Origin of the sequence: Maribacter sp. 1_2014MBL_MicDiv (genome assembly GCF_001865655.1) — a bacterium.
GTDB lineage: Bacteria > Bacteroidota > Bacteroidia > Flavobacteriales > Flavobacteriaceae > Maribacter > Maribacter dokdonensis.
Map to the genome: position 1 here is coordinate 888883 of NZ_CP011318.1, position 16737 is coordinate 905619.

18 protein-coding genes are annotated in these 16737 nt (G+C 36.1%); 5 read left to right on the plus strand and 13 right to left on the minus strand.

The annotated features are described in order from the left end of the window. Positions 1-185: 185 nt before the first annotated feature. Positions 186-1088: a PorP/SprF family type IX secretion system membrane protein gene (locus YQ22_RS03620; protein ID WP_071340098.1), complete on the plus strand. Its 903-nt coding sequence runs from the start codon at positions 186-188 to the stop codon at positions 1086-1088. 18 nt (positions 1089-1106) lie between these two features. Then, positions 1107-3053, plus strand: coding sequence for an OmpA family protein (locus YQ22_RS03625; protein ID WP_071340099.1), 1947 nt, complete (start codon positions 1107-1109; stop codon positions 3051-3053). Positions 3054-3145: 92 nt separating this feature from the next. Here YQ22_RS03625 and YQ22_RS03630 read toward each other — a convergent pair whose 3' ends face one another. The 4 genes from YQ22_RS03630 to YQ22_RS03645 all read right to left on the minus strand — a co-directional run bounded on the left by YQ22_RS03630 (position 3146) and on the right by YQ22_RS03645 (position 5485). Continuing rightward, positions 3146-3694, minus strand: a complete 549-nt coding sequence (locus YQ22_RS03630) for a ClpP family protease (RefSeq protein WP_058105935.1) — start codon at positions 3692-3694, stop codon at positions 3146-3148. 105 nt (positions 3695-3799) lie between these two features. Further along, positions 3800-4645, minus strand: coding sequence for a mechanosensitive ion channel family protein (locus tag YQ22_RS03635; RefSeq protein WP_071340100.1), 846 nt, complete (start codon positions 4643-4645; stop codon positions 3800-3802). Positions 4646-4661: 16 nt separating this feature from the next. Next, a complete protein-coding gene (locus YQ22_RS03640; protein ID WP_058105933.1) occupies positions 4662-4859 on the minus strand; it encodes a hypothetical protein in 198 nt (65 codons plus the stop codon). Next, complete coding sequence (locus YQ22_RS03645) at positions 4859-5485, minus strand: RNA polymerase sigma factor (protein ID WP_082643028.1); 627 nt, start codon at positions 5483-5485, stop codon at positions 4859-4861. The genes YQ22_RS03640 and YQ22_RS03645 overlap by 1 nt, the downstream gene beginning before the upstream one ends. An 80-nt stretch (positions 5486-5565) precedes the next feature. On the opposite strand from YQ22_RS03645, the gene YQ22_RS03650 reads away from it, so the two are divergent. Together YQ22_RS03650 and YQ22_RS03655 are read left to right on the plus strand one after the other, a co-directional pair. Further along, positions 5566-6246 (plus strand): hypothetical protein, encoded by a 681-nt coding sequence (locus YQ22_RS03650; RefSeq protein WP_071340101.1) that lies wholly within the window; start codon positions 5566-5568, stop codon positions 6244-6246. A 43-nt stretch (positions 6247-6289) separates the two neighbouring features. Beyond that, complete coding sequence (locus YQ22_RS03655; protein ID WP_071340102.1) at positions 6290-7456, plus strand: hypothetical protein; 1167 nt, start codon at positions 6290-6292, stop codon at positions 7454-7456. A 1-nt stretch (position 7457) separates the two neighbouring features. Here the strand turns inward: YQ22_RS03655 and YQ22_RS03660 are convergent, their stop codons facing one another. From YQ22_RS03660 to YQ22_RS03670, 3 genes are all read right to left on the minus strand, one after another. Beyond that, positions 7458-8606, minus strand: a complete 1149-nt coding sequence (locus tag YQ22_RS03660) for an MFS transporter (RefSeq protein WP_071340103.1) — start codon at positions 8604-8606, stop codon at positions 7458-7460. Positions 8607-8750: 144 nt separating this feature from the next. Continuing rightward, positions 8751-10019 carry a kynureninase gene (gene kynU / locus YQ22_RS03665; RefSeq protein WP_071340104.1) on the minus strand — a complete coding sequence of 423 codons (1269 nt, stop codon included), beginning with the start codon at positions 10017-10019 and terminating at the stop codon, positions 8751-8753. Positions 10020-10084: 65 nt separating this feature from the next. After that, positions 10085-10555 (minus strand): GNAT family N-acetyltransferase, encoded by a 471-nt coding sequence (locus YQ22_RS03670; protein ID WP_071340105.1) that lies wholly within the window; start codon positions 10553-10555, stop codon positions 10085-10087. A gap of 63 nt (positions 10556-10618) precedes the next feature. Here YQ22_RS03670 and YQ22_RS03675 point away from each other — a divergent pair, with 63 nt between their 5' ends. After that, positions 10619-11260 carry an O-methyltransferase gene (locus tag YQ22_RS03675; RefSeq protein ID WP_058105927.1) on the plus strand — a complete coding sequence of 214 codons (642 nt, stop codon included), beginning with the start codon at positions 10619-10621 and terminating at the stop codon, positions 11258-11260. Here the strand turns inward: YQ22_RS03675 and YQ22_RS18880 are convergent. The 6 genes from YQ22_RS18880 to YQ22_RS03705 form a co-directional block, all read right to left on the minus strand. Continuing rightward, entirely contained in the window at positions 11223-11798 is a 576-nt protein-coding gene (locus YQ22_RS18880; RefSeq protein WP_083414186.1) for a phosphatase PAP2 family protein, read from the minus strand. The two genes, YQ22_RS03675 and YQ22_RS18880, sit on opposite strands and share 38 nt — an antisense overlap. Before the next feature lie 6 nt (positions 11799-11804). Next, positions 11805-12143, minus strand: a complete 339-nt coding sequence (locus YQ22_RS03685) for a Sec-independent protein translocase subunit TatA/TatB (protein WP_071340107.1) — start codon at positions 12141-12143, stop codon at positions 11805-11807. An 83-nt stretch (positions 12144-12226) separates the two neighbouring features. Next, complete coding sequence (locus YQ22_RS03690; RefSeq protein WP_071340108.1) at positions 12227-14539, minus strand: M1 family metallopeptidase; 2313 nt, start codon at positions 14537-14539, stop codon at positions 12227-12229. 58 nt (positions 14540-14597) lie between these two features. Further along, on the minus strand, positions 14598-15104 hold the full coding sequence (locus tag YQ22_RS03695) for a DUF6702 family protein (protein ID WP_099192350.1): 507 nt from the start codon (positions 15102-15104) through the stop codon (positions 14598-14600). 52 nt (positions 15105-15156) lie between these two features. Then, the gene (locus YQ22_RS03700) at positions 15157-15930 is read right to left on the minus strand and encodes a hypothetical protein (protein ID WP_071340110.1); all 774 of its coding nucleotides are present in this window, start codon (positions 15928-15930) and stop codon (positions 15157-15159) included. Further along, complete coding sequence (locus YQ22_RS03705; protein ID WP_071340111.1) at positions 15920-16663, minus strand: hypothetical protein; 744 nt, start codon at positions 16661-16663, stop codon at positions 15920-15922. Before YQ22_RS03705 ends, YQ22_RS03700 begins: the two co-directional genes overlap by 11 nt. Positions 16664-16737: the final 74 nt, after the last annotated feature.

Here is a 16737-nt window from a genome sequence, read left to right on the forward strand (position 1 = left end):
TAGCACACATTTCATTTAACCGATAAAATCATCAATTAAACGAAAATGCGGTATAAGAACGAATAATAAGGAGAGTCAACCGTTAATTTTTCTATACATAAGAACAGCGTTTAAATTTGTTTAAATAAGATTAACCTACTTATTCATTAACATATAGCCGTAAAAAGCTAAACCCAAACATAACCATGAAAAAAGCTAATCTCTTTTTAGCCATTTTGCTATTTACCGGTGTATTTGTAAATGCACAGCAGTTACCTCAATTTACACAGTACATGTACAACACCATTTCTGTTAACCCGGCATACGCAGGTAGTAGAGAAACGTTGAACGCTACAATACTACATAGAAACCAATGGGCAGGATTAGAAGGTAACCCACGTACCAGTACGCTATCTGTTCATTCTCCATTAAAAAATGAAAAGATCGGTATTGGCGTATCATACATCAATGACCGTTTAGGTTTTGAAAGCACCAACTATTTTTATGGTGATTTCTCATATACCGTTCCAGTAAGTCAGCAAGTAAAAATGCGTTTTGGGCTAAAGGGCGGGTTCACAAGTTATAACCTAGAAAATCCTGATCCCAACGATCAATTCTTCAATGCCAACTTCAACAGTATAAACCCTAATTTTGGTGCTGGCTTTTATATTGGCTCAAACAGATGGTATGCCGGTATTTCATCTCCAAGAATTTTAAATACAGATTTGAACGAAGGCGAATTTGAAGCTATAGAACGTAATAGCTATTATGCCATTGGTGGTCTGGTTTTTGATCTGTCTGAAACAACTATTTTTAAACCTACCATCATTACAAAATTTACAAATGGTGCCCCGGCAACCTATGATTTTACCATTAACTTTTTGTTCAATGAGAAATTTTGGGTAGGTACCTCATATAGAGTGAACGATGCATCTAACTTTGGTGCAATGATGGATTACCAAGTTTCTAGAGATTTTAGAATTGGTTATGCCTATGATCTACCGACATCTTCGGTAAGACCTTATACTGGCGGTACACATGAAATAATTTTGATATTTGAACTTGCCAAAAAAGTGTTAGGTCCGGTAAAATCCCCCAGATATTTCTAATAATTTAAAATCGATACGATGAAAAATTATAAAAATTTGGTGCTTTTAACGCTACTATTTCTAGTAGGGCAATTTACCATTGCGCAAATAGCATCGCAAAAAAAAGCTGATTATTACTTTAGTAAATTTTCATATTCTTTAGCAATACCTGAATATGAAAGAATGGTGGAAACAGATTTTAATGCGGAATATGCACATCAGCAATTAGCTGAATGCTACCTATTAATCCGTGATTATAAAAAATCTATTCCGCATTTTAAGGCTGTAATCAACAATGCCACCCTTCCTACGGATTATTATTTTAAATATGCCATGGCACTTTATGCCAATGGAGATTTGGATGAATCTGAAACTTGGTTGAAAAAATACAAAAAGTACAACAAGAACGATTCTCGTGTAAAACGATTCTTAAAAGATGGTAACCTGGCATCGGTAGTCTTCAACAGTAGACAACGATATGAGGTTGAACCTGTATCCTTTAATTCTACAGATAGTGATTTTGGCGCGTTTCGGTTTTTAGGAAATATCTATTTTGCCTCTTCTAGAAGAGACGTGGTAACCGGTGAAACTTATGGCTGGAACGATGAGCCTTGGTTAGATCTTTTTGCTGTGCAAGAGGACAACCCTATGTCTGAACCTATACGTTTAAAAGGAGATATCAACACAAAATTCCATGAAAGTTCCGTAGCTTTTTCTACAGATTATAAGAACGATACCATCATGTATTTTACCAGAAATAATTTTTATGATAAAAAAGCTGGTTACGGTGTATCAAACGAAATCAACCTAAAAATATATAGCGCCAAATTTGTAGATGGCAAATGGGTAGAAAATAGTAATCTTAGAATTAACAGCGACTACTATTCAACCGGTCACCCATCTATTAATCAATCTAGAACCCGAATATATTTTGCTTCTGATAGACCTGGTGGTTACGGTGGTACAGATATTTATTACGCAGAAATTCATGAACGTGGAGGTATACAAACGCCGATCAACGCCGGACCCATTGTTAATACGGAAGGAAACGAAATGTTTCCGTTCATAAACGAAGAGGGTAAATTATTCTTTAGTTCAGATGGTCATGTTGGTTTTGGTCAATTAGATGTCTTTTCTACCATATCAAATGAAGATGGTGAAGTTATTGACATTATTAATTTAGGTACTCCTATAAACAGTTCTAGCGATGATTTTGCATACTATGGGCTACCTAACGGTTTAGATGGTTATGTAAGTTCTAACAGAGAAGGCGGCGTTGGTAGTGATGATATTTACAAGTTTAAATTTACCCCTGCCTTAGATGTAGAAGGTTATGTTGTTGATGGAGTCAATAATCAAATGCTGGATAGTGTTACGGTCAAATTATTTGATCAAATTACCAACACGCTTGTGGCGCAAACTACAACAGATGAAAATGGATACTATAGATTTCCGGTGAACAGAAAAACTACATACATGATCGAGGCGGTGAGAAAAACCCACCCACATAAAAATGTTTTCTTTAACACCTCTTCTACCCCAAAGGCACAAAAGCTTATGAGGCAAGATATTGTTCTTGAGCCTGTATTAGACCTTAAAGTATTGGCGGGACTTAATAAAATATACTTTGATTTCAACAAAAGTGATATTAGACCCGATGCTGCTGCAGAGCTAAATAAGGTAATTAAGGTAATGAACATTACCTACCCAGATATGATCATTAAACTAGAGGCACATACGGATCCGGTTGGTAGTCATGCCTACAATGATGATCTTTCTGAAAGAAGGGCAAAATCTACCTACGAATATTTAATTGAGAACGGTGTTTCTAAAGATAGAATCGTTTCATATAAAGGGTTTGGCAAGCGAGTACCTATCAACCATTGTACAAGTAAACAAGACTGTTCTGCAGAGGAACTGGAACTAAATAGAAGAACAGAATTCCCTATTCTACAGATTAAAAAAGGCATAATTGCCTCAAAATAGCTATATAAAGTTATCACCAAATAACGACCAACCATAAAAAAAGTCCTTTACAATTTTGTAAAGGACTTTTGCTTTTTATAATATGTAGCTACCTATTCTAAAATACCGTCTACGATACCGTATTTAATAGACTCCTCTGCATTCATCCAATAGTCTCTATCAAAATCTTTTAAGACTTTATCAAAGTCTTGACCACAATTATCCGCCAAAATCTGGGCACTTAACTCTTTGGTCTTAATAATTTCCCTTGCCTGAATTTCAATATTGGAAGCTTGCCCTCTTGCACCACCACTTGGCTGGTGAATCATTACTTGTGCGTGTGGCTGAATAAACCTTCTACCCTTTTTACCAACAGACAATAATATAGACCCCATAGAGGCTGCCAGACCGCTACAAATAGTAGAAACAGGACTCTTTAATGACTTTATAGTGTCATACATTGCAAAACCAGAAGTTACATAACCTCCAGGACTATTAATATATAGTTGAATTTCTTTATTGTTCTGCATATCCAAGTATAACAACCTATCAATTACATGTTTTGCAGAATCGTCATCAACCATACCCCATAAGAAGACTTTTCTTTCCTCCAGCAATTTCTCATCTATGGCTTCCTGAATTTTTCCTTTTTTAGAACTCATATTTTAAGTTTATTTATCTCTAACAAAATTAATGAATTAAATCATAAACAGAAGAGGCAATCCTTCTCCTAATTAACGTCCAATTCTTTTCAACTTATATTACAATTACTCTTTTGGTGCCGTACTCTCTTCTACTTCCACCGTTTTTTCCACTACCTTCTTAATAGGGATAACCACTTTGCCGGTTTTTGTCTTTAATACCATTGCTATATTATCTATACCAACCACTGTACCTTGCAAATCGCCTATTTTAACCTTATCTCCTACTGCATAAATTTTTCTAGAATAAAAAGTTCTCAAAAGATCACCAACTATTTCTCTAGATCCTAAACCTAAGGCCAAAGAGATCGCCAACAAAAAAGCTCCCAGAACAATAGTAAAGTTATTGGTTATGATCTGTGTGTCTATACCTGCTTGGTTTAACGCTGTTATACTTACAAAAATTATAATGAGGTAGAACAAAACATTTCCAAGAATTTTTCCACCACCTAGACCAATAGAATCAAAAACCTTAATAATGGTCTCTTTGATCGTTTTGGCCAAGAACAGTCCTATCATGAAAATGACCATAGCAGACAACAAAATAGGCAGGTAACGTAGTAAATTGGCAATTTCTGTAGAAATAATGGTCAAGCCCATAATATCTGAGGCCACAATTATAAACACCAACCAAAGCAGCACTTTTACAAAGGTTACAATGATTTTAGATAGATCTATCTTAATATCGGCATCACCAAAAAGTTTAGCATCATTTATTTTTTCAGAAATACTGCTCAACTTAATGACCTTAAATATCTTTCTTAATACCAAGGTGGTAATTTTTATTATGATCCACCCAAATACAATTACTATAAAGGCCCCGAAAATACCTGGTAACGCTGCCGCTATATCTTTAAAAATATTACTTAAAGATTCAAATGTTAGGTCTTTCCACTTATCTACTGTTTCCATATCTGGTCTACTACTATTATTTCTGGTTAGGTTTTGAATTCGTTTTTAACATGCCCTCAATAATAGAGGCAAAATTACCCGTAAATAGATTGGTCAATTCCATCACCAATTTAGCCGCAGCGACATCATCCATAACTTTTTTACGTAGTTCTGGTGGAACATCTTTAAGATCCCCTTGTAAATTTTTAAATGGATTATTGTCCTGTTCTAGCATTAAGGTAGGGTTTTATACATTTCCGTTACTTTCGCTTTTGCCCTTTTGAGCCTCATTTTTATCGCACTCGGTTTTAAATCTAAGATATTTTCCAATTCTTTTATTGATGCTCCATCTTGATATTTCAATAATAATAGAGATTTATCTTCTGGCGCAATTAGTTCCAAAGCCTTTTTTAGCTTATCTACCTGCATTTGCAATAGTAAATCATCGGTTACATCAACAGGTATATCTTCTTGAGTATCATATTTAATTGAGTTATCATTTATTTTTCTTTCCTTATTTCTGTTCACGTAATTGACACAAAAATTATAAGTAAAAGAGTAGAGCCAAGTAGAGAATTTTGAATTTCCCTTGAACGAACCCAACTTAACAAATAACATTAAAAAAATATCTTGGGTTAAATCTTCAGCTTCTTTGTTAGACTTTGAAAATCCTAAACACTTATTATAGACCAATTGAGAGTACCGATCATATAATTCTCCAAATAATAAAGAATCATTATTGGCAACAATTCTCTCGATCAACTCATTATCGGTAAGTTTTTCATGTGCGCCTTTAGAAACCGTTTTATTTCCAAACTGGTTTCCAATGATTATAAAACAAAGCTTCTTAAGAAAAGTCACCCTAATAATTATGTTTACAAAAAAATAAAAGTAGGTTAAAGATACTGTAATTGATATATTTACTTGAAAATCTACAGAAAATGAAAAAATTAATTCTTCTTTCCATTCTTGTTTCAAGCGTATTTACAGGATGTAAAACCGACCAAAAAAAAACTAAAGTTGTTGTTGCCGAAGATAAGGAATTGACCGTTCTTGAAAAAATAGCCAATGCCAACGGTTTTGAAAACTGGAAAGATGTAGAGCTTATAAAATTTACTTTTAATGTAGATCGTGAAGATGAACACTTTGAACGTACTTGGTTATGGGAAACCGGTTCTAACGATGTAACCATGATGACAAGACAAGACACCATCTCTTACAACAGAAAATCTGTAGATAGCACCATGACAGCAACAGATGGCGGATTTGTAAATGACAAGTTCTGGCTATTGGCACCATATCAATTGGTATGGGATCAAAAAAGTTTCACCCACAAACACACAGAAAATGTAGAAGCTCCGATTAGCAAAGCAAATATGCATAAACTAACTACGGTCTACAATAATGAAGGCGGCTACACACCTGGCGATGCCTACGACTATTATTTTGGAGATGATTATATTATTAAAGAATGGGTATACAGAAAGGAAAACCAGTCTGAACCTAATATGGTAACCACTTGGGAAGACTATAAAAACCTAAACGGGTTACACATAAGCATGATGCACAAAAGACCGGATGCTGATTTCTCACTTTATTTTTCCGGGGTAGAGGTGAAATAATATGGTACAAAGTTTGATACGTTTCAATCTTAACAACTAATCCATGAAACCATCATTCTTTCTGTTTTTTCTACTTTCATTTATTGGATTTTCACAACAGACTATAGATGCTGTAATAGTAGATGGTGCTGACAATGTTCCTCTTGAATTTGTCGGTGTCTATAATTCTAAAGATCATACTATTTCCAATGAAGATGGTAGGTTTCAATTTTCATCATTATTAGATTCCATTACAATTTACAGGGTTGGTTATGATAAATTAAGTACTACTTTTCAAAAAGTAAAGGATACCATTTTCCTCAACAAAAGTGTATTGGAGCTTAATGAAGTTACGGTTACGAATGAAAAAACCCTATGGCAAAAAGTAGGGGATTCCATTAGATCTAATTACCCTATTTATCCCTATAAAGAGAAATTTCTGTTGAGAGGTGTTTTAAGATATAATGGTGAAATTACCAGAATTCAAGACTTGCAAGGTAAACTAGAAAGAAGAACACTTTTATACACAAAAGAGATTGACCCCGATAAGAAAGACTTTAAGGTAGAGTTGACCAATATGCGTAAAGTTGGATTAGTGAAAGATGAAAATGAAGTATACTTCATTTTTGAAACCTTTTACCAATTATTCATGAATTTCACCCCTATGAACGCTACTGGAGATGCTTTTGATTTGACCGAAGCTACTTTTAATAATGGTAGTAAGACCAATTTAAGTTTTCATACCAAACCAGAAATTGAAAATGAAGAAGTAAATGGCCATTATATTATCAACAATAATGACCATGCTATTGAAAGAATTTACATGGCCATTAACAATAATGACAATCCTTATAAAAAGGATGGTAATATTAGATTTAGAACGGTCTCCGTTGAAAAAGAAATGTCACTTTCCAAATCTTCAAATACAAACAAATATTACATAGCCACGGCAAAATATGATGTAAAGGTAGAGGTGACAGATGATAAAAATTCCTACACCTCTTTTTATGATGTATCTTTTATATTGACTACATCTGACCATGAGGGCGACTTTCCCGTTAAAAAAAATGTAAGCACCTCTAAAGATCTGTTCAAAATAAAATACCCGTACGATCAGCGTTATTGGAATGCTCAAAATCAATTATTGTTAACAGAAGAAATGCTGGATTTTATTGAAAAAGTACAAGATCCCAATAATGAATTTAAAGTAAAAAGCAATATCAAAAACTGACCTAAGCTTTCTTTTTCTTAAATAAAAATGTAAAGAATAGAATTAGGAATCCACAAGCCAAAAGTACCACGAAGCTTCTGGTCAAACTATAATTCTCTGCTAGAAAACCTAAAATTGGTGGGGCACACAAAAAGCCGGCATATCCTGAACCTGCAATAAAGGCAATACCTTTAGAAGAATCTATTCCTTTTACATTCCCCCCTATTCTAAAAACTTCAGGTACCATGACAGAAAATCCCAATCCGTTTAACGCAAAACCGATAATACTTAAGTAAGTATTTGTTGTCAATACTAAAAAGTATCCTGCAATTGCTAAAATTGCTCCTACGGCAACTATCTTGACCGATCCAATTTTATCACTGATCCCATCCCCTAAAAACCTTCCTAAGGTCATGGTGATTTGAAACCCTAAAAATCCCAATCCCCATAAAGTTTCGGGCGCTAACGCAATTTCCTTTAAATATAGTCCGCTCCAATCTACGATAGCACCTTCACTACCCATGGCCAAAAAAGAAATAAGACCTAATAGCATTAACGGTTTTAGCAAACCAAAACTAAAGGGTTCATTTTCTATTTCTTCGGCTACTTCCGTAAAATATTGTTTCCTAAATTTAAAGTTGACCACCAAAACGAGTAACACGGCAATGAACATGTGTAGTACGGGATTTGACAACGGACCAATTAAAAAACTACCCAAACCTGCCAAAACACCACCTAGACTAAAAAAACCATGAGATGCTGCCATAAACTTTACCTTATCCTTTTTCTCTATTTCCGTTACCAAGGTATTCATAGAAATATCCGTGATACCATTAGAAGCCCCAAAAAGAAACAAGGCTGCCATTAACATATAATAACTAGGTGCCAGTAGTGGCAGCATGGCAGCAACACAACTCGCCAACACCCCGTAAAATGTGCTTTTACCAACCCCTACCCTATTGATAATACCTGAGGCAAACGGAAAAACCGTGAATACACCTAATGCCAAAAAGAAAATAGCTATACCCAGCTCAGACTTACTAATATTCAAAGTCTCTTTGACCGTGGGTATATAAATGGCCCATGTTCCAAACAGTATGTTTATACTTGCAAATACCCATGATGGGCCAAAATAACGTGCTTTCCCTAAAATTAATCGTAATGACTTCACTTGGTTGTCCGTTGTTAGTTATTGGTTACTTCGGCTACGCTCAGCACAGGTGTTGGTTGTTGGTTGTTGGTTGTTGGTTAAAATTGAAAAAATACCTTTCTATTTTCTTTTCTCTCTTTTCTATATTCTAAATTCTACAAAATTTTAATTGGCAAGTACTCCTTCTTTTAATATCTGCCCAAAACGGTACATATCTTCAAATGTAGAATAGAAAGGAGCCGGTGCTAAACGAATTACATTGGGCTCTCGCCAATCTGTCACCACCCCATTTTCCATCAAATAATTGAACAACGCTTTGCCCTGTCCATGTAAGAACACAGAAAGCTGACAGCCTCTATCTGCCGGAGTTATGATTTCAAAAGTGCTATCTACCTCTTTATCTATTTCGTGTAAAATATATTCAAGGTAGGATACGATCAGATTTCTCTTTTCAATTAACTTGTCCATTCCAACCTCTTCAAACATGGTCAATGAAGCCAAATAGGGCGCAACCGATAGCACAGGTACATTACTTATTTGCCAAGCATCGGCATTTTCCATAGGTTCAAATTCTGGCTTCATTAAAAAACGGGTTTCCTTTTTGGTTCCCCACCATCCTTCAAAACGCTGAATATCTTTTTTATTCAGGTGTTTTTTATTCACGAAAATTCCAGAAGCATTTCCTGGTCCGCTATTCATATATTTATAACTACACCATGATGCAAAATCGGCATCCCATTCATGCAGTTTCAATTCTACATTACCAACGGCATGTGCTAGGTCCCAACCCACATTGGCACCAACTGCTTTTCCTGCTTTGGTAATAGCTTCCATATCCATTACTTGACCATTGTAATAATTTACTCCGCCAATTAAAACAAGTGCCAGTTCATCTCCCAACTCTTCAATTTTTGCCAGTATATCTTCTGTCCTCCAATGATGCTCCCCTTCTCTCTTTTTAATCTCTACAATAGTTTCATCCGGGTCTAGCCCATGAAAACGAACTTGACTTTGAAACATGTATTGATCACTTGGAAATGCTTTTTCTTCACAAAGAATCTTAAATCTCTTTTGAGTGGGGTTGTAAAAAGAGACCATCAATAAATGAAGATTCACCGTAAGCGTATTCATTACCGATATTTCTTCAGGCAACGCCCCCACTACTTTTGCCAAGGGCTCAGCTAGGCGCTCATGATAGTCCCACCAAGGTTTTTCTGCATAAAAATGACCTTCAACGGCAAGTTCCGCCCAATCTTTCATGACCTCATCTACAAACGATTTGGTTCTTTTTGGCTGTAACCCTAGAGAATTACCGGTAAAATAGATGACCTCCTTCCCATTAATTTTAGGAAAAATAAATTCATCTCTATATGTACTTAAGTCGTCTTGTGCGTCTAATGATTGTGCAAACTGCAACGTATTTTTAAACTCCATAGCTAATTTTGTATAAAGGTAAACATAAGCCTATAATATTATAAGCTCCATGCAATAATAGCATTTTAAGATTCTGTTCTTAATCGCATTTCGATCATGTGTCTTTTAAACCCTTTTTTTTCATAGGCTTTAATAGCAGGTTCATTTTCCTCATATACATGCAACCTTATTTCCGTAAGCCCAATATTCATGGCCCAATGCTGTAAGGCTTCCATAATTTTACCGTTAATTCCCCTGCCCCTATATTCCGGATCGGTATACATAAAACCCAAATAAGCATAGGTCTCATGATCCAAGTAAGGTCTTGCCTGTTTTTCCAATGCATAACCCGTTGCAACAATTTTATCTCCATCACAAGCAACCATAAGGGTAGCTCTTGGGTTTTCTATCAATGCATCTAAATCATAGTATTGCACATCATTATTTCTAATAGTTGGATCCATTGGGCGTTCTGCCTTGACCACTTCTTGCTCATATTGCAATAGTACAGGCACATCATTTTTTAGGGCTTCCCTAATGGTAATTTCATTGTTCATGGTTATGCTAATTTGAGTCCATTAAAATAAGGCTTAAAACCCTATTTTTGCAAAAAGAAACGCATGCATTTTTTATCGCCACTTTTAGAAAATTACTTAGCGGACCATTCACAGCCAGAACCTAAGTTGTTACAAGAACTTACCCGAGAAACGCATTTAAAGGTTATACAGCCCCGTATGTTAACGGGACATTTTCAAGGGCGTGTTTTAAGTTTACTTTCTAAATTGATACATCCTGCCAACATTTTAGAAATTGGCACATATACTGGTTATTCCGCTTTATGTCTAGCGGAAGGATTACAGAAAAACGGACAATTACATACTATTGATGTCAATGCAGAACTAGAGCAAATTCAGCGTACTTTTTTTGACCGAAGTGATTATGGTAATCAGATCATACAACATGTAGGTAATGCTTTGGACATTATCCCTAAAATGGATATCACTTTTGACCTTATTTTTATTGATGCGGAGAAAAAGCAATACGATAAGTATTTAGATGTTGTACTACCCAAAACCAAATCTGGCTCTGTGATACTTTCAGATAATGTATTGTGGTCAGGTAAAGTGGTTGAGCCTTTGAACCCAAAAGATGTGACCACAAAAGTATTGTTGGACTATAATAAAAAACTAAGTGATCATCCACAATTAGAGACGGTATTGCTGCCTATTCGTGACGGACTGACCCTAAGTAGGGTAAAATAAGCAGACCGTATAATTTATAGAACAACCAGGCGGAGCATATACCTACCAAAGCACCTACCATTAAATCAATAGGAAAGTGCACCCCAACATACACCCTACTCATGGCAAATAGTATGGGCCAGAAATAAAATAAATACACCCATTTAAATTCTCGCCTTAAAAAAAGAACGGTCAACGTAATTATAGAAAAGGAAGATGAGGCATGGCCTGAAAAAAAGCTGAACCCGGACGGACTCCGTAGTATACGAATCAACGTATTTAGCTCTTCGTCATTATTAGGTCTTAAGCGGGCTACCACATGCTTTGTCAGGTCAGTGACCGTAGCCACAAAAGCTGCCATAATCAATATGGTCAAAATCATTGTTATAGCCTCTTTCTTTGGAAATTTTATAAAGAAAAGTGTAATGATCAATGCAAAGAGAGGAATCCAAGGTGGAAATTTGGTAACGGTAGACCAAAAAGCATCGTACTGTTCTATACCTAGACTGTTAAGATAGACAAAGGCATCTCGATCCCATTGTAAGATCTTATCTAGCATAAGCGCTTATTTTCTCTTGATCGTACCGGTTACTTCATTGATATTTTTAGTGACGTCAGTTATTTGCTTTTTAACGTCAGTACCTAAACCGGAACTAATATCTTGTTTCATGTCATCAATATCCTTTTTAATATCGGTCACAAAACTTGTATCTATACCTTGTTTGTCGGCACTTTTTTGAATTTCTTGTTTAATATCTTCAGTAGCATCTTTTAGCTGGCGCATACCTTTGCCCAAGCCCTTGGCAATACCAGGAATTTTGTCGGCACCAAAAACCATCACTACGATAAACATAATGAAGAAAATTTCCGCGCCACTAATAAATAATGAATACATAGCAATCATACTACAAATATAAACAAGTTTAGTATCGAAATTAAAAAAGCCCCGTAGTTATACGAGGCTTTTTTCAATAAATGTTTTGTTAATTATTCTCCTTTGATTCCTTCTTTCATTTTATCGAAATCACTTTCCTGCTCTTTCTTTGGCCAACTATTGTTAGTTGTATCAATATCAGCAGTTTCCATTTTAGGATCTATCTGAATTCCTTTTAGCTCAGATGTAGATGAAATCACCATACTTACCTCTTTGCTGTTCTTTCTCCAGATTTCTGGCGGATAGGTTACATTTTTCACAGAACCATCAGCATACGTATACTCAACAATTAAAGGCATTGGTAAACCGCCCGGACTGTTGTACGTTACTTCGTAAAAATACTTAGGCTCTTTTATAGCTGCTCTTTCAGCTGCCGTCATATTATCCATCATAAACTCCTTCAACGTTTTAGAAGTTTCAGATGGTAAATTATTCTTTAGTTCCGGTGATACCATACCGGCATCATCATACTCCTCTAAATATACCATTGGTGGTAAATTGGACTCTGGTATACCGCGCTCTGCCAAATATGCTTTCATCTTCTTGTTCGGCTGATCGCTTACGTAGTATTTCTTAATATCCTTTACGGCCATATCTACATAGTCGGTAGTATAGAACCATCCTCTCCAGTACCAATCTAGATCAACGGCAGATGCATCTTCCATTGTTCTAAAGAAATCTTCTGGGGTTGGGTGCTTAAATTTCCAACGGTGAGAATAGGTTTTAAACGCATGATCGAACAATTCGCGACCCATTACGGTCTCTCTCAAAATATTCAACGCTGTTGCAGGTTTTCCATAGGCGTTTGGTCCTAATTGAAAAACGTTTTCAGGGTTAGACATAATTGGTGCAATAGTACTTTGATCACCGCTCATGTAAGGTACGATCTTAGCTGGATCCCCTCTTCTTGATGGGTATTTTGCATTAGGCGCAATAGCTTCTGGATATGCTTCTCCAAATTCTTGCTCTGCCATATACTGCATAAAAGTATCCAAACCTTCATCCATCCATCCCCATTGACGCTCATCCGAATTTACGATCATTGGGAAAAAGTTATGTCCTACCTCATGAATGATTACACTGATCATTCCGTATTTAGTCCTGTCAGAATAGCTACCATCTTTATTTGGTCTACCGTAGTTCCAACAGATCATTGGGTACTCCATACCTTGTCTTTTGGCATGTACCGAAATTGCTTTAGGGTAAGGGTAGTCAAAGGTATGCGAAGAGTAAGATTTCAAAGTATGCGCTACAGCTTTTGTAGAATACTCTTCCCATAACGGGTTACCTTCTTTAGGGTACATAGATACCGCCATTACGTCCCTATTCCCCAATTTTACCGCTTGCATGTCCCAAATGAACTTTCTTGAGGTTGCAAAACCAAAATCACGAACATTCTCCGCTTTTAGCTTCCATGTCTTTGTTTTATCCGAAAAACCTTTTTCTGCAGCTTCTGCTTCTGCTTGGCTTACAATGATTACAGGCTTGTCATATGATTTTTTCGCTTTTTCATAACGCGCCATCATTTCTTTGCTATATACTTCTTTTCTATTTTGAAGTACACCTGTACCATCTAAGATATGATCTGCAGGTACGGTAATGTTCACTTCATAATCCCCAAAAGGAAGAGCGAATTCGCCATTACCCCAAAACTGGTGGTTCTGCCATCCTTCAACATCATTGTAAACGGCCATTCTTGGGAAGAACTGTGCAATTACATAGGCTCTGTTACCGTCTTCAGCAAAATACTCATAACCTGATCTTGCCCTATTAATCGTATGATCCGGTATATTATAGTTCCACTTGATCTTAAAAGCATACTTATCCCCACTCTTTAACGGCGTAGGTAAGTCTACACGCATCATAGTGAAGTTAATGGTGTAAGGCAATGCTTTTCCTGAATCGTCCTTAACGTAATCTATATTAAAACCGCCATCAAAAGGTTCGGTCATAAAGTTACCTACAAATTTCTCTGGAGAATCTCCCAAAGAAATACCGCTACCATTTTTTAAAGCCGCCTTAGAATCTTTAGCTCGTACATTTTGATCTAACTGCACCCATAAATACTCCAAATCATCTGGAGAATTATTGGTATATGTAATGGTCTCTTCACCAAATAATTTAGCATTCTTATCATCTAAACGAATGTCCATTACATAGTCTGCCTGCTGCTGGTAGTAATCAGGACCAGGTGCACCAGATGCAGACCTGTAGGTGTTAGGTGTAGAAAACTCTTCATACAATTGTTTGAACTTACTCTGGTTGTAGTGCCCAGGTTCCTTTTCTTTGGTCATCGTTTCTTGAGCAAACGTTACGGCCGTAAAAAGGAATAAAATAGACGCAAATGCGTACTTTACTCTTTTCATTACTTGGTTTTTTTAGTGTCCGAAAATTAAAGTTTTTATAGGGATATCTTAATATATGTTACAAATTTAACATTCCTTTAGGACGGGATTTCACCAAAACGTGGCTTTTTTTTGTGCCTTTTACTTTCATGTGTACCACGTTTTGCTGATCATCATAAATATCTGTAAGGACTTCATCTGTAATACCAATTTGTTTTAAGTTGGATAACGGAATATTAGGTACTTCTAAATAACAAATGACCATATCAGAATCATACTTATGACCGATAAAATCATAGGTTGCGTTTTCTTGGTTTACTTCTACCAAGAATTTTGTTCGCAAGTATTTTTCAAGAAAATCCTTGTCCATTTCCGTTTCCTTAGCAGTACCCAGGTTTGCAGTATAACCATATCTTTCTTTGAGTACCGTATTCATATCATCTATAAAAACACGGGTAATAATCTGTATGGCCTCATCTTTTTCAGAATAGTCTACATTGGTAACACTAATGTAAAATTTGTGCGCCCCTACGAATGCAAAAAGGGGGAGTATCAATAATACCAATACCGGTTTAAAAATTTTCATAATGTATGGTTTCATATGCTATGGAGCAAAGTACATGCCAAATATAACACCCCTAATCCAAAGCATTATTCTTTCTGTACTGTATACTCTTTTGTCGTAGGTATTCCCAAATTTCCATTTCATTATGGGAATCTACAATTTGTTGAAAACGGGGATCAACCTCGCAATAATATAGAAAATCATCTATTCTATCAATAGGGATCAACAACTGTTCTTGGTATACGCTATCTTCATAAAACTTACGTACCCGTTCCGTTCTATCATACAGTTTATTGCGCTCTACCCGCTTCTTCAACATTTTAGTACGCCCTGTAATGGCATTGATCAATGGGTCAAAACTCATTATGGGGTTTGCTGTAGCCGCGGAAAGTTCCCTTTCGGCTTTGGTAGGTATTTTTACATAAGCATTTGGTAAACCTAAAGTAGATGCGGTAACTATGGGATCCAATTCTAAAGTAGGTAGATCCTTTAAAAGGTTACCACTAAGATTATAGGGCGTTACGGTAACCTCATCTAATTCCGTAAGCGCCTCTTCTAAACCTACAGAGATAAACTTGCTTTCTAAAATTGCGGTATTTACTACCACAATTTTCTTTTTGTATTGTATGGCTGAAAATTCTAAAGTATCCAACAATTGCACGGCAACCGTAAAAAATCCGTTTTCATCGGTAATGGTGGCCCTTTGCGATGTTAAGTTAAGTACATGAGTGGCGGCAACGTCACCGTCATCACTATATACCCTGCCCTCTAATTTCTTTGTCTCGCCCAATTGGGAGAAAACCGAAATACTAGCAAGCAAAAAAAAGAATAGGAGTCTACTCCTCATTTAAATCTTTAAGAAACGATTTACTATGATTCACCAATGCATCGATCAATTGAAATTCATTTTCCTTTTTAAGTAATGACTTTGCAGGCATTCTAGCATCACAGTAATACAAAAACTCATTGATCTTATCTTGTGGTATCTGCAGGTCTACAACAAAGAAAGAATCGTCATATACCTGTCTTAGAACCTCACTCACCTTTAACGATGGAGTCTCTTCGGCAGCTTGGTCCTGAGATTTAAAAATGGCCCTGAAGATATTGGCAAAATTAAGACCGTCTTGCATACCTCTATCCACATCGGACATGGCAATATTCTCTACGGCTGTCCCTCGATCTATTTCGTACTCGTGCTGTTTAAATTCTTCATTTCTCATTTTCAAGAAACGTTCTTGCTGTTCTGGGGTAATGACCACTTCGTCCAACTCCGTCACTTTTTCGTTCACCTCTACCACCAAACGGTTGTTCGCCAAAATTTCCTCGGTTACGGTCACTACTTTTATATTGTAGTTTACTGCCGTAAAAACTAATTGATCACCCACTTTTACATTGATCTTAAACTGCCCTTGGTCATTGGTAATGGTTGCATGCTCAGAAGTTGAGTTGATCACATTTTCATTGGGAACTCCAATGCTCATGTAGATTACCGAACCTCTTAAAGGTACTCTAGCATCATCTTGTGCAAAGCCCGATACTGTGATAAACAATACAAATAAAAAAAGTAATTTTCTGGTCATTTAGTGTGTCTTAAAAGGGATGATACCCTACCAATAGGGTATTCAAAAGATAAAGAAAAGATTTGTAACTATTA